Source organism: Bradyrhizobium sp. Ash2021, from assembly GCF_031202265.1.
Classification (GTDB): Bacteria; Pseudomonadota; Alphaproteobacteria; order Rhizobiales; family Xanthobacteraceae; genus Bradyrhizobium.
Genome location: NZ_CP100604.1, coordinates 8,289,050 through 8,302,313 on the forward strand (window position 1 = coordinate 8,289,050; position 13,264 = coordinate 8,302,313).

General features: G+C 62.5%; 11 protein-coding genes. 4 read left to right on the forward strand and 7 right to left on the reverse strand.

The annotated features are described in order from the left end of the window. Nucleotides 1-60 precede the first annotated feature (60 nt). Entirely contained in the window at nt 61-315 is a 255-nt protein-coding gene (locus NL528_RS39870; protein WP_309179801.1) for a hypothetical protein, read from the reverse strand. A gap of 452 nt (nt 316-767) precedes the next feature. Next, on the reverse strand, nt 768-923 hold the full coding sequence (locus tag NL528_RS39875) for a hypothetical protein (RefSeq protein WP_309179802.1): 156 nt from the start codon (nt 921-923) through the stop codon (nt 768-770). 388 nt (nt 924-1,311) lie between these two features. On the opposite strand from NL528_RS39875, the gene NL528_RS39880 reads away from it, so the two are divergent. The 4 genes from NL528_RS39880 (at nt 1,312) to NL528_RS39895 (ending at nt 5,951) form a co-directional block, all read left to right on the forward strand. Further along, complete coding sequence (locus NL528_RS39880; RefSeq protein WP_309179803.1) at nt 1,312-1,623, forward strand: hypothetical protein; 312 nt, start codon at nt 1,312-1,314, stop codon at nt 1,621-1,623. Nucleotides 1,624-2,648: 1,025 nt separating this feature from the next. Continuing rightward, entirely contained in the window at nt 2,649-4,034 is a 1,386-nt protein-coding gene (locus NL528_RS39885; protein ID WP_309179804.1) for an ABC transporter substrate-binding protein, read from the forward strand. 199 nt (nt 4,035-4,233) lie between these two features. Beyond that, nucleotides 4,234-5,103, forward strand: coding sequence for a sugar ABC transporter permease (locus NL528_RS39890; RefSeq protein WP_309179805.1), 870 nt, complete (start codon nt 4,234-4,236; stop codon nt 5,101-5,103). Further along, nucleotides 5,100-5,951, forward strand: a complete 852-nt coding sequence (locus NL528_RS39895; protein ID WP_309179806.1) for a carbohydrate ABC transporter permease — start codon at nt 5,100-5,102, stop codon at nt 5,949-5,951. Before NL528_RS39890 ends, NL528_RS39895 begins: the two co-directional genes overlap by 4 nt. Before the next feature lie 139 nt (nt 5,952-6,090). On the opposite strand, the gene NL528_RS39900 is transcribed toward NL528_RS39895, so the two are convergent. From NL528_RS39900 to NL528_RS39920, 5 genes are read right to left on the reverse strand one after another with little or no spacing between them, the layout of a single operon-like run. Next, nucleotides 6,091-6,906: an ABC transporter permease gene (locus NL528_RS39900; RefSeq protein WP_309179807.1), complete on the reverse strand. Its 816-nt coding sequence runs from the start codon at nt 6,904-6,906 to the stop codon at nt 6,091-6,093. Continuing rightward, nucleotides 6,906-7,820, reverse strand: a complete 915-nt coding sequence (locus tag NL528_RS39905) for an ABC transporter permease subunit (RefSeq protein WP_309179808.1) — start codon at nt 7,818-7,820, stop codon at nt 6,906-6,908. Before NL528_RS39905 ends, NL528_RS39900 begins: the two co-directional genes overlap by 1 nt. Next, nucleotides 7,817-8,992 (reverse strand): ABC transporter ATP-binding protein, encoded by a 1,176-nt coding sequence (locus tag NL528_RS39910; RefSeq protein WP_309179809.1) that lies wholly within the window; start codon nt 8,990-8,992, stop codon nt 7,817-7,819. Before NL528_RS39910 ends, NL528_RS39905 begins: the two co-directional genes overlap by 4 nt. Nucleotides 8,993-9,043: 51 nt before the next feature. After that, nucleotides 9,044-10,513 (reverse strand): glycerol-3-phosphate dehydrogenase, encoded by a 1,470-nt coding sequence (locus tag NL528_RS39915; RefSeq protein WP_309179810.1) that lies wholly within the window; start codon nt 10,511-10,513, stop codon nt 9,044-9,046. Between the two features lie 38 nt (nt 10,514-10,551). Continuing rightward, nucleotides 10,552-13,257 (reverse strand): EAL domain-containing protein, encoded by a 2,706-nt coding sequence (locus NL528_RS39920; protein ID WP_309179811.1) that lies wholly within the window; start codon nt 13,255-13,257, stop codon nt 10,552-10,554. Between the last annotated feature and the right edge of the window lie 7 nt (nt 13,258-13,264).

The following is a 13,264-nucleotide window of genomic DNA, read 5'->3' on the forward strand; positions in this document are numbered from 1 at the left end:
CTTGGAGCCTCGCCCTTGGTTCGGGTGCGGAGGTCAGGCCGGCAACACTAACCGCAAAGGCTATTCGCGCCGCGTGGTATCGGGATCTTCAGTCAACGTGATTGCTAACCCCGTCAGGGTCGCTCCGATACCGAAGGTTATCGCGCATGTGCCCACGAACATCAGCATAACGGCATCTGGAGCTGGGCTGTAACTGATCAAGGTCGCGATGCCCAACGCGGTGACGTGAGTGACGAGAAACGCGAAGGCGAGACCGACGGCAACGCCCATCGCCGTGTGGCTGGTAGCCTCCATGAGTAGCGAAGGCTTGATCAATGCAGACCGCTTCTTAGGGCGCACAAGCCTGACCTCCGGCATGTCGTGTTTGTTCGCTGGCAACTGCAGTCGAAGCGTGAATTGTCTGGCTAGATCAATTCGACCGTTGCGCTATTATTGAGCGCCTGGACCCGATCGCAGCGAGGATTCTCGTTTCAGTGAAAACATGCCCCAGTGCGAATAGCTGATCCATTCATCATGATCGTTCATGTCATCGTCTCCTTGTGTATCACTCATGATCTGCACAACGGTTAGACAATGTTTAGATAAGGGCCAACCGCACCGTTCCCATTAAAACTTTCTTTAGTTCAGCCTTGGACACCAGCAGCGCTCAGCCGACCATCGAAGCTGTCGAGCGCGAACCGGCTTGGTCCACCAAGGTTCGCTTGGGTCCGAGCGCTGGCACAGCACGCTTGACCTGCACGAGTGCTGCCCCATTCCCTTCTTCACCGTCAGTCGCGTTCGAGGATCTTGGCGCCCGGGTAGACTCCGCGGGCGTACGCAACGACCAGCGCGCGGTCCTGTGCCTCCAAGAACGGGGTCCGGATCTGACACGATCCCACGATGAGGTGCCACAAACCGTTAAGCTTCTGGATGGTGACGTTCATGACAGTGCTTCACATTCGCGAGCATCTGACCGAGCCAATGCCTTAGCCGCATCAGCGTGTGCGGCTTTCTCAGCTCGCCGCTCATAGTTCTCAGCAAGCGCCTTAAGCTGACCCGCAACGTGTTGGTCGGTCATTGTTTGGGCCGCCCGAAGTATGGTCCGCGCCGTGTCCAAATATGCTTTGCTCAGCATTTCGCCTCCGCAATCCCGGTTCGAACGGCATAACGCCGTCGAACTACAACCAATCACAGAGAGACGGATCGGACCATTGCACAGACGTTCATCAGTGCCTTACAAATGTTTGAGACGATGATACTTAGGTTTACGATTGACCACCTGCGGATCGCCGAAGCGACGCGGTTAAGTTCTTCATGAGAGATGTTGTAGGCATGCCTGCAGTATTCGCCGCTGCAATGCCCTTGATGTTTCCCGTCTGGTCAAAACTGAAGGCCGTCGCGCATACACTTCCCTACGATGCGGCTGTCATGGGCGACTATACCTTGCCGGCTGAGCGGATCGCATCAGTAACGATTCCGACGCTGATAATGGATGGCGAGAAGACTGATGTGAGGCTCCGCCGCGCGGCACAGGCCACGGCCGGTGTTCTTCGCAATGCGCAGCACCTTACCCTGAAAGGTCAGACTCACAACGTTTCCGCGACGTCCCTCGCGCCCGTATTGGTGAAGTTTCTCGGCGGCTGAACCGCTCGGCGCGCCGATTGCCGGGCCAACACGCAGTGTGCTTTAACCACAGAGGACCAAGCGGCATTTTCTCGCCACGGCGCGTTGCGCCAAACAGCTAATTTCGTGAACCGGATCAACGTGATTTGCCCTGTCCAGACCCATCGCAAAAAATAAGTCCCTTCGCGTTTCCCCCAAATCAGAACCATAACTCCCGCCGTCTCATCCCTCACGAGGGGGCGTTGGCCATCGTCACGAACGTTGGGATGGGATGCGGTGGACGCGGCAGCGTCGGGCGCGCTTGGGATCGCAGGGCAGGCTTCCGCCTGTGAGTGATGACGGCGTGACAGACGAACGACATTGCTGCGTACGGCAAAACCGTGTGGTCCTGGCACCCGTTGCTGGTGTCAAGTCGCCGGAGGTTTTGAAGGCCCAACCGGGTTCAGCAGAACCGCCAATTCGCCGACGACGGTGACAAGACGAATTCGTCGCCGGGGAGAGCGCGGCATAAGCCGTAAAACCGTTGCGCGGGGGATGCCGGAGTGTTTCCGCTGAACCTGTATGCTCGTGTGCGCATTTCTTTGTGCACTTTGCACACGAGACCGCGGGTGCAGCGCGCACCCGGCATTCCCCGCTCCCTCTTTTTGAGGGGGGACGACCTTCGCAAAACTCGGGCGGTCGTGCCGCGGGATCGAGAAGCCATGACTGATGCAATCGAAGCGCCACAGCCACAGTCGTCATTGCGAGCGCAGCGAAGCAATCCATCTCGCTCAGCAAAGAAAGAATGGATTGCTTCGCTTCGCTCGCAATGACGGGGAGAGACCTTTCGCCCGACCCGCTGCGCTCGCAATGACGTGGAGAGGCCGGTGCCGGCCCTGACGAGCGGTGGTATATCCGCGACCAGTTGGTTCGCAATTACCGGCGATCCAGCCCGGACCGTCCCGCCCCCTACAGAAGTCTGTCGCGTCCCATCTGGATCGGGCCGCTGCCATGGGCTAGTGTTTTATCCAACCGGTTAAAAAGCCGGCATATCGAGGGAGAACAACGTGAGATCCAAGGGATTAGGTGCGCTTTCAATCGCGATCGCCGCTGCCGGGCTGTTATACGCCGCAGCGCCCGCGTTCGCCCAGCAAAAGACGATCACCGTCTGGTTCGGCAAGGGCTTCTACAAGTCCGAGGACGACGCGCTGCTGGAGGCGATCAAGAAATTCGAGGCCAAGACCGGCATCAAGGTCGAATTGTCGCAATACGCGATTCAGGACATGATTCCGAAGACGGTGGCGGCGCTGGATTCGGGCACCGCACCCGATGTCGCCTATTCCGACAGCTACGACGTGCAGGCACAGGGCAAATGGGCGTTCGAGGGCAGGCTCGAGGATCTCTCCGACATCCTGCTGCCGATGAAGTCGGCGTTTGCGCCGAACACGCTGGAGACCGCGCTGCTATATAACGACGTCACCAAGAAGAAGGCCTATTACGGCTTCCCGCTGAAGCAGCAGAGCATGCACGTCCAGATCTGGGGCGACATGCTGGAGCAGGCCGGCTTCAAGCAAAGCGACATCCCGACCAAATGGGAAGACTACTGGTCGTTCTGGTGCGACAAGGTACAGCCGGCGATCCGCAAGGCCACCAACAGCCGCATCTACGCCGTCGGCCAGCCGATGGGCGTGGAATCCACCGACTCGTTCCAGTCGTTCTACACCTTCATGGACGCCTATAACGTCAAGCTGGTCGACGACGACGGCAAGCTGACGGTCGACGATCCCAAGGTCCGCGACGGGCTGATCCACGCGCTGAAGGATTACACCGACACCTATGTCCGGGGCTGCACGCCGCCCTCCTCCACCACCTGGAAGGACCCGGACAACAACGTCGCCTTCCACAACAAGACCATCGTGATGACGCACAATTTCACGATCTCGATCGCGGCGAAATGGCTGGACGACTACAACAACCCGGCGCTGACCCCCGAACAGCGCGCGGCCGGCAAGAAGGCGTATGAGGAGACCATCATCACCGCCTCGTTCCCCAACAAGCCGGACGGCACGCCGATCAAGTACCGCTCCGACGTCAAGACCGGCCTGATCTTCGCCAACGCCAAGAACAAGGCGGAGGGCAAGGAATTCGTCAAATTCCTGATGCAGGAAGAGAACCTGAGGCCCTACGTCGAAGGCGCGCTCGGCCGCTGGTTCCCGGTGACGACGGCCAGCCAGGCGAGCCCGTTCTGGCAGGCTGACCGGCACCGCAAGGCGGTCTGGACCCAGTTCACCGGCGGCACCACGCCGTTCGACTTCACCAAGAACTGGAAGTTCACGATCCTGAACAACGAGAACGTCTGGGCCAAGGCGATGAACCGGGTGGTGAGCGAGAAGGTGCCGGTCGACAAGGCCGTCGACGAACTGATCGCCCGCATCAAGCAGGTCGCGGGGTAGGAGCAAACCATGCCGACCGCCGCTCGCGTATTTTCTCGTAGTCCCTGCGAACGCAGGGACCCATCACGCCGCGGCGGTCGTTTTGGAAGATGCTGGTCGATGGCTTACGCGCAGCAACAGCGGCCTGTGGTTATGGGTCCCTGCTTTCGCAGGGACGACAGCGTAGCCGCGGCCGGCATCTCGTTCGAAGAGTAGACCCATGGCGATCACGCTCTCAGCATCCGACCTTCCAAGCCCGCCGCTGTCGGCGCGGCTGACCACGCCGCAGGTCTGGGGCATCGTGCTGCTCGCGCCCTATGTCCTCGTGTTCCTGGCGTTCGTGGTCTATCCCGTCGGCTATGGGCTGTGGCTGGCGCGGCACCCCGAGAGCTATGTCGCGCTCTATCATGATCCGATTTTTGCGCGCGCCGCGGTCAATACGCTGATCTTCCTCGTGATCGGCATCAATTTCAAAATGCTGGTGGCGCTGTTCCTGTCCGGCTTCTTCGTGCAGTCGCGTTCCTGGATCAAATGGCTGTCGGTGCTGTTCATCCTGCCCTGGGCGGTGCCGTCGATCCCGACCATCCTGTCGGTGCGCTTCATGCTCAATCCCGAATGGGGCGTGATCAACCAGCTGATCTTCAAATTCACCGGCGAGGATGGCCCGAACTGGCTGAACGACCCGACGGTGGCGCTGACCATGGCGATCGGCATGCACATCTGGAAGTCGCTGCCGTTCTGGACCCTGATCCTGATGACCGGACGGCTTGCGATCTCCCACGATCTGTTCGAGGCGGCCGATGTCGACGGCGCCAGCTGGTGGCAGAAATTCCGCTTCATCACCTGGCCGTCGATGCAGATGCTCTACATCACCTGCACGCTGCTTTCGATGATCTGGACGCTGGGTGATTTCAACAGCGTCTATCTCTTGACCGGCGGCGGACCGGCCGATCTCACCCACGTGCTGTCCACGCTCGGCATCCGCTACCTCCGGCTCGACCAACTTAGTCTCGCGATGGCGTCGATCGTCTGCGCACTGCCGTTCGTGCTGCCGCTGGTCTATTTCATGATGAAACGGCTTTCGCGATGAAGTTGCCCACGCTCAGAGAAGTCGGAACCGAAGCAAAGCTGCTCTTGATCGGCATCCCCGTGTTCATCTGGACCATGGTGCCGATCTACCACATGTTCCTGTTCGCGATCTCGCCGAAGGAGGATGCATTCTCCGGCAAACTGTGGCCCGCGCATCCGACGCTGCACAATTTCCACATCGTGTTCTACCAGGAACATTATTTCCTGCGCGATTTCTGGATCCAGTTCTGGAATTCGGTGGTGATCGCAGTCGCCACCGGCGCGCTGACGCTATTCATCGCAACCGCGGCGGCGTTTTCGATCTCGCGGCTGAAAGTGCCCGGCGGCCGCGCCGTTATGAATCTGGCGCTGTTCACCTACTTCATTCCCGCCGCCTTCCTCGCCGTGCCGATGTACCGGACCATGGGCAATTACGGCCTCTTGAACAATCACTGGTCGCTGATTCTGGCGATGGTGACGATCGCTTCGCCCTACGCGATATGGGTGTTGAAGCAGGCCTCCGACAAGCTGCCGGTGGAACTCGACGAGGCCGCGACCATGGACGGCGCCACCACGCTGCAGCTGTTCCGGCTGGTCTATGTGCCCTTGATGATGCCGTCGCTGGTCGCGGTCGGCACCTACGCGATCCTGCTCGCCTGGAACGAGTATCTCTACGCGTTCCTGCTGCTCTCGAAAGACACCGACATCACGCTTCCGGTCGCGCTCGGCAATTTCCTTGCCGCCGACGATTCGCCGTGGGAATTGCTGATGACCACGGGCTTCATCTACGCGCTGCCGCCGGCCGCGATCTATTACGCGTTCAAGCGCTATATGATGGGCGGCTTGACCGCGGGCGCGGTGAAATCCTGAAGCATTATCGTTCAACGTCATTGCGAGGAGCGTAGCGACGAAGCAATCCATTCTTTCCTCGCGTGGCGGCGTGGATTGCTTCGCAAGGCCTGTCATCGGGCGGCGCTTTGCGCTGACCTGTTGGCTCGCAATGACGAAGCTACAGCGGCGCCGCGCTCTCGCCCTGCCCGCTCGACAATTTCGAGGCAAAGGACGCCACCACGATCACCACCGCGATCAGGGCAATCACCATGGTGCAGATCGCGTTGATCTCCGGCTTCACCCCGAGCCGCACCTCCGAGTAGATCCGGATCGGCAGCGTCGCCGAGCCGGGGCCGGTGGTGAAGCTTGCGATCACGACGTCGTCGAGCGACAGCGTGAACGCCAGCATCCAGCCGGCCGCGATCGCCGGGATGATCAGCGGCAAGGTCACGAACAGAAACGCCCGTACCGGATCGCAGCCGAGATCCATCGCGGCTTCCTCCAGGCTGCGATCGAGCGAGGTGAGCCGCGACTGCACCACGACGGTGACGAAGCACATGGTCAGCGTGGTATGCGCAATCGTCACGGTCCAGAACCCGCGCTCGGCGTCGAGCGCGACGAACAGCAGCAGCAGCGACAGCCCGGAGATCACTTCGGGCATCACCAGCGGCGAATACAGCATGCCGGAGAACAGCGCGCGGCCGCCAAAACGCTCGCCGCGCGAAAGCCCGACGGCCGCAAGCGTGCCGAGCAGCGTCGCCAGCGTGGCCGAGACTCCAGCGACCCGGAGGCTCATCCAGGCCGCGTCCAGCATGGCGCGGTCGTTGAAGAATTCATGATACCAGCGCAGCGACCAGCCGCCCCACACCGTGACCAGCCGGGAAGCGTTGAACGAATAAATCACGAGGATGACGATCGGCAGATACAGAAACGCCAACCCCAGCGCCAGCGAGGTGATGTTGAACCGCGATATCCTGTTCGCCTGGCCCGCCATCAGCCCGCGCCCTCGAGCTGGCGGCGCTGCAGCCGGTCGTATAGCAGCAAGGGCGGCACCAGCAGGCCCAGCAGCGCGACCGCGGTGGCGGCAGCCACCGGCCAGTCCCTGTTGGTGAAGAATTCCAGCCACAGGGTCTGGCCGATCATCATCGAGTTCGAGCCGGCCAAAAGATCCGGGATCACGAATTCGCCGACGATCGGAATGAAACACAACAGCGCGCCGGCACCGACGCCCGGCAGCGACAGCGGAAACGTCACCAGCCAGAACGCCTGCCGCGGCGGGGCGCCGAGATCGCTGGCCGCCTCCAGCAGCGAGACGTCCATCTTGGCGAGCGTGGCATAGAGCGGCAGGATCATGAACGGCAGATAGGAATAGACGATGCCGAGATACATTGCGCTGTCGGTCGACAGCCACACCACCGGCGTGGAGACGATATGCAGCGCCAGCAGGATTTTGTTGAGCAGGCCGTCATGCTGCAAAATATTGATCCAGGCATAGATCCTGATCAGGAACGAGGTCCAGAACGGCACGATCACCAGCATCATCGCCACGCTCTGCCAGCGCTGCGGCAGCCGCGCCATGCCATAGGCGATGGGATAGCCGATTGCGAGCAGGATCACCGTCGACGTCACGGCGACGACGAGGCTGCGCAAATAAGACAGGATGTAGAGATTGTCGGAAATCAAAAGCTTGAAATTATCCAGCGACAACTCGCCGAAGGCGGCCTTGATCGCAGCCAATCCCTCGGTGAGATCGAACACCGGCGTGTAGGGCGGCTGCGCGATTGCGGTCTGCGACAGGCTGATTTTCAGGACGAAGCCGAATGGCACCAGGAAGAACAGCACCATCCAGAGATAGGGCGCGATCGCGGCAAAGCGCGCCGGACGGGCAAAGATGCGGCGCGCGCTCATTGCTCCAGCACCACGCAATCGTCGGGCGTGAACCAGGCCACCACCCGCTGGCTCGCGCTGTAGGCATCGATGTCGAGCCGCGCGGTGTTGGCCATCGACGAGCGCACCACCGCGCCGGTTTCGAGCCTGACCTTGTAGGTCGTGAGCCCACCGAGATAGCTGACCTCGATGACCACGCCCTCGAGCCGGTTGATCGCATGCGAGGTGCCCGCATCCGACACCGGGCCGCGGCGCGACAATTTTACCTTCTCGGGGCGGATCGCGACGCTGACGAGGGTCTTGGTGACCGGCTGGTGCGGCTGGGCGACCGTGATCGTGCCGGCGTCGCGCGTCGCAATCGTCAGGCGGTTATTGTCGCGCGAGGAGACCTCGCCGTCGAACAGATTGACGTCGCCGACAAACTCGGCGACCCAGCGCGAATGCGGCGCCTCATAGAGCTCGCGCGGAGTTGCGACCTGTTCGAGGCGGCCGGCGTCCATCACGCCGATCCGGTTCGCCATCGTCATCGCCTCTTCCTGATCGTGGGTGACGATGATGAAGGTCGTGCCGAGGCGCCGCTGCAGGTCCATCAATTCGGCTTGCGTGCCTTCGCGCAGCTTCTTGTCGAGTGCCGCGAGCGGCTCGTCGAGCAGCAGCACCTGCGGGCGGCGCGCCAGCGACCGCGCCAGCGCCACGCGCTGTTTCTGGCCGCCGGAGAGCTGGTCCGGCTTGCGTTTCTCGAGCCCGTCGAGCTTGACCAGGGAAACCATTTCCGCGACGCGGGTCGCGATATCGGCGCGCGCCATGCCGGCGCGCTTCAGGCCGAACGCGATATTGTCCCGCACCGAAAGATGCGGAAACAGCGCGTAGTTCTGGAACATCATGTTGACGGGACGTTCGTGCGGCAGCACCTGCGCGATGTCCTTGCCGTCGAGCAGAATGCGGCCTTCATCCGGCGTCTCGAACCCGGCGAGCATGCGCAAGAGCGTGGTCTTCCCGCAGCCGCTCGGACCGAGCAGCGCAAAAAACTCGCCGGCGCGGATGTCGAGCGATAGCCGGTCCACCGCACGGAAGGAGCCGAACTTTTTCCCGACCCCCTCGATGCGCAGCAGCGGCATGTCGGCGGCGACCGGCGACGGCGCGGGCCCGACCGGCTCCGCGGCCGTTTCGATTTTCGCTAGTTCCTCAGCCATATCCTACTAGTACACGGCGGGCGGGCTCGGGCGCAACGCGTCGCCGCCGCTCTAGCCCATCGCCGCCATGAACGCCGCCAGCGCCTCGCGATCGGCGACCGGCATGGTCAGGCCGAGCTTGGAGCGCCGCCACAAGATATCGTCCGGAAAACGCGCCCACTCTTTGGTCATGAGATAGCGCACTTCGGCGCCCGTCAATTCCGGACCGAAGGCCGGACCGAGATCGGGCTTCTGCCTGGCATCGCCAAGGATGTCCTTGACGTTCGTACCATAAGCTCCGACCAGGCGGCGGGCCTGGTCCTCGCCGAGAAACCGCCAGCGTTGGCGCGCGGCATCGACCTCGGCCTCGAACCGGTCCCAGGCGAAATCGCCGCCCGGCAGCGGCGCTTTGGCGGACCAGCGCGGCGACATCGGATAGAACGGAGTCAGCCGGGAGACGGCCTTTTCCGCGCGCAGACGCGAAGTCGTGACGTCGCCGCCGAAAATCGTGATCAGCGGTGCCTTGCGGCGTCCGTAATCGAACGTCATCGACCCGTCCCGCGCCGGGCGCTTGCCCGTGGGGTCGATCACCGTGTTGGCGCCGGACACCGTCCGCACCACGTCGACGGCCTCGATCCTTTCGCGGAAATAGCGGTTCGCCGCCTCGCACAAATAAGCCACGTCGCCGGCTCCCATCGCGACAATGGCAGGGTCGCCCTTGAACGCGTGGCCCACGGTGCCGATCAGCGTGAAATCGCGTTCATAGGGGCTGGCGAAAATCAGCCGCCGGTCGGAATTCTGGAACACATAGACGTTGTCGCTGTCGAACAATCGCCGGACCACGATCTGGCTCATCTGCATGAGGCCGTGGTTCAGCGGCGACTGGCGCAACACGGTTTCGGTGACCGAAGCGGTCCAGGCCCCGGTCGCATTGGCGAGCGCGCGCGCCGTGATCACCTGGCGATGGCCGCGATCGATCGTCACCAGCCGCCAAAACTCTCCCCTTTCGGCGCGGGCGCAGCGCGCGCCGGTGCGGATCACCGCGCCGCGCGCCGCGGCATCGACGGCGTTCAGCACCACCAGCCGGGAATCGTCGACGACGCAGTCGGAATATTCGAACGCGGTGCCGAACGGCCGCTTCAGCGCGTTGCCGACCGGATGATGGGTGACGTCGACGGTCGCGGACGCCGGCAGACCGCTGCGCGAGGCCAGCCGGTCGTACAGCAACAGCCACGACCGCAACTGCCACGCCGGGCGTTCATCGGCATGGGCGGGGATCGCAAAGCGCATCGGACGCACCAGATGCGGCGCGATCCTGAGCCAGACGTCGCGCTCCGCCAGCGCGGCATGGACGCGAAAGAAGGCCCGGCGCTCCAGCCCCGCCAGGTCGCCGTGGATCAGCCGTGGCGAGGCCTGGGATGCGCCAGAGCCGAGATCGCCTTGCTCCAGCAGGATCACGCGCAAGCCGCGGCCGGCGGCGTCGCGCGCGATGCTGACACCGTTCAACCCGCCGCCGATGATCGCGAGATCGTAATCCGCCATGCGCAACGCTTAACGCAGAGAACCGAAGTTCACCACACCTAGCCCGTCTTGCGCACGGTCTCCATGACATTGCCCGCGGGGCGGCCGACCAGGGCTGCGTATTGGCCGATCGGGAAAGGCTTGCCGATGAAATAGCCCTGCACCGCGTCGCAACCCTCTTCCGACAGGAAGCCGAGCTGCTCCTGGGTCTCCACGCCCTCGGCGACGATCGACATTTCGAGGCCGTGGCCGAGGTCGATGACGGCGCGCACGATCGCCGCCGATTGCGGATTGCGCCCGAGATTCATGACAAAGGCGCGGTCGATCTTGATCTTGTCGAACGGGAACGCCTGCAGATAGCTCAGCGAGGAATAGCCCGAGCCGAAATCGTCCATCGAGATGCGCACGCCGAGCGCCTTCAGCCGCCGCAACAGCGCAACGCCGCGATCGAAATCCTCGATCAGCACGCCCTCGGTGATTTCCAGCTCGAGCCGGTCGGGCGCCAGCCCGGTTTCGAGCAGGATCGAATGCACCAGGCTGACCACATCGCCGTGCATGAATTGCGCCGGCGACAGGTTGATCGCGACCTGCAGCGGCACCGGCCAGGAGGCCGCCTCGCGGCAGGCTTCGCGCAGGATCCACTCGCCCATTTCGACGATCAGGCCGCTTTCTTCCGCCAGCGGAATGAACTCGCCGGGCGGGACGAAACCGCGCACCGGATGCAGCCAGCGCGCCAGCGCCTCGAAGCCGATCACCTCACTGGTGGCAACCGTCGGCCCCGATGTGGCCTGCGGCTGGTAATGCAGCGACATTTCGCCGTTCTTGATCGCGAGCGAGAGATCCTGATGCAGCACGCGGCGATCGCGGATCTGCTGGTCCATCTCGGGCTCGAAAATGCTGATCGAGCCGCGCGATTTCGCCTTGGCGCGGAACAGGGCCGCGCCTGCATTGGCGAGCAGCGAGGCAGCGTCCGAACCGTTATGCGGGAATACCGAGATGCCGGTGGTGCAGCCGGTGCGGACCGATTTGCCGTCGATCTGGAACTCGTTCGCCAGCGCTTCGCCAAGCTGTTCGGCCAGCAACTTGGCGGACGCCGGCTGCTTGCCGTCGATGATCAATCCGAACTCGTCGCCCGAGAGCCGGGCCACCACGCCGCCGCGGGCGGAGTCCTGAAGACGGCTCGCCACTTCGATCAGCAATTTGTCGCCCATCGCATGGCCGAACACGTCGTTGACTTCCTTCAACCCGTCGAGGTCGACGCACAGCACCGCGAACTCCTCATCGGTGCCGGCGCAGGCCTCGATCATCTGGGCCAGCGCCTGCAGGAACGCGGCGCGGTTCGGCAGGTCGGTCAGGCCGTCATGATAGGCCATGTGCGCCATCCGCGACTCGGTCTGGCGCCGATCGGTGACGTCCTCATGGGTCTTGATCAGATATTGCGGCTCGCCGCTATCGTCCAGCACGGTCATGCGACGGGTCAGGAACAGCCGCAACCCGTCCTTGGTGGAGATCGGGTGTTCTTCGGTGAGCAGGCCGCGCTTTTTGATTGCCGCCTCGTCGCGCGCGATGATCAGCTTGGCTTCGCGGGGATTGAAGATGTCGGCCGCCGTCAAGCCGGTGGCATCCTCGCGGCGGCGGTTGAGAATGGTTTCGGCGCTGCGGTTGGCCAGCAAATAGCGTCCGTCGCTGACGCGCTCGACGATCAGCGAGACCGGAATGTTGTCGACCACGAGTTCGAGGAACTTCTTGTTGTTTTCCAGCTCGCGGGACAGCGACCGGCGTTCGGTGACGTCGTCGAACAGTGCGATCAGGAATTCCGGCTCATTGTTTTCGTTGCGCGCGACCACCCGATTGGAGGCGAGAATGCGTTTCTCCGAACCGCGCTCGACGAAGAGCTCGCTGCGGAAGTAACCTTCGGGCGCATCGAGCGCGGACCGGTCCGCCTTGTCGATGCTTGCCGCGGTTCCGGGGCTGAAAATCTCGTCGGCGCGGCGGCCTACGATGTGATCGCGGGAGAAGCGCGAGAAACGTTCGAACGCACGGTTGGCGAAAATATAGCGGCCGTCCTCGATGTTCTTGGCGGCGACGCAGACCGGAACGTTGTCGAGCACCGATTCCAGGAACTGTGTGGTCGATGCCAGCTTTCGCGACAGTTTGCGCTGCTCGGTGCAGTCGTCATGGGTTGCGACAGAGCCGCCGTTCGGCAGCTGAAAATGCTTGACCAGAACCGATCTGCCGTCGGGCAGTTCGGTGATCAGGCCGTCCGGGGTGCTGGACCGGGCATAAAATCCTTCGACGCTGATATCCAGCACGCCGCGTTTGCGCCGCAACTCCAGCAATTCCGGACCGGTCATGTTGCGGGGGACGTCCGAGCGCACCAGACCGTAGATTTCGAGATAGCGGTCGTTGCAGAAGATGATCCGGCGCTCCGCATCGGTCATCACAACGCCCTGGTTGAGATTGTTCAGGGCCGAACTGATAAATGCATTGCGCCGCAGTTGCGACCGCTTGACCTTGCGCAAGGCCGAAACTACCCACAGCCCGATCGCCATCAGAAATGATGCGATGACGAGGCCGCCGAGCAGAATGATCCATATCGTATTCGGATCGGCGGAGCCGACATAGTTCGGGGGCGTAAAGTCATCGGATGCCGCCCATGCGTCCGCGCACGGCGCAAGGATAACGATAAAAGGGGCGACCATGCGCAGCACGGCCCGCGCCGGAATCGAATCCTTCCCGCCTGCCTGCCAATTCTTGTCAGCCATCATTCAC

Coding starts and splice junctions, on each gene's coding strand:
- NL528_RS39875 (WP_309179802.1), bottom strand. CDS start 923: ATGAACGTCACCATCCAGAAGCTTAACGGTTTGTGGCACCTCATCGTG.
- NL528_RS39880 (WP_309179803.1), top strand. CDS start 1,312: ATGCCTGCAGTATTCGCCGCTGCAATGCCCTTGATGTTTCCCGTCTGG.
- NL528_RS39890 (WP_309179805.1), top strand. CDS start 4,234: ATGGCGATCACGCTCTCAGCATCCGACCTTCCAAGCCCGCCGCTGTCG.
- NL528_RS39895 (WP_309179806.1), top strand. CDS start 5,100: ATGAAGTTGCCCACGCTCAGAGAAGTCGGAACCGAAGCAAAGCTGCTC.
- NL528_RS39900 (WP_309179807.1), bottom strand. CDS start 6,906: ATGGCGGGCCAGGCGAACAGGATATCGCGGTTCAACATCACCTCGCTG.
- NL528_RS39905 (WP_309179808.1), bottom strand. CDS start 7,820: ATGAGCGCGCGCCGCATCTTTGCCCGTCCGGCGCGCTTTGCCGCGATC.
- NL528_RS39910 (WP_309179809.1), bottom strand. CDS start 8,992: ATGGCTGAGGAACTAGCGAAAATCGAAACGGCCGCGGAGCCGGTCGGG.
- NL528_RS39915 (WP_309179810.1), bottom strand. CDS start 10,513: ATGGCGGATTACGATCTCGCGATCATCGGCGGCGGGTTGAACGGTGTC.
- NL528_RS39920 (WP_309179811.1), bottom strand. CDS start 13,257: ATGGCTGACAAGAATTGGCAGGCAGGCGGGAAGGATTCGATTCCGGCG.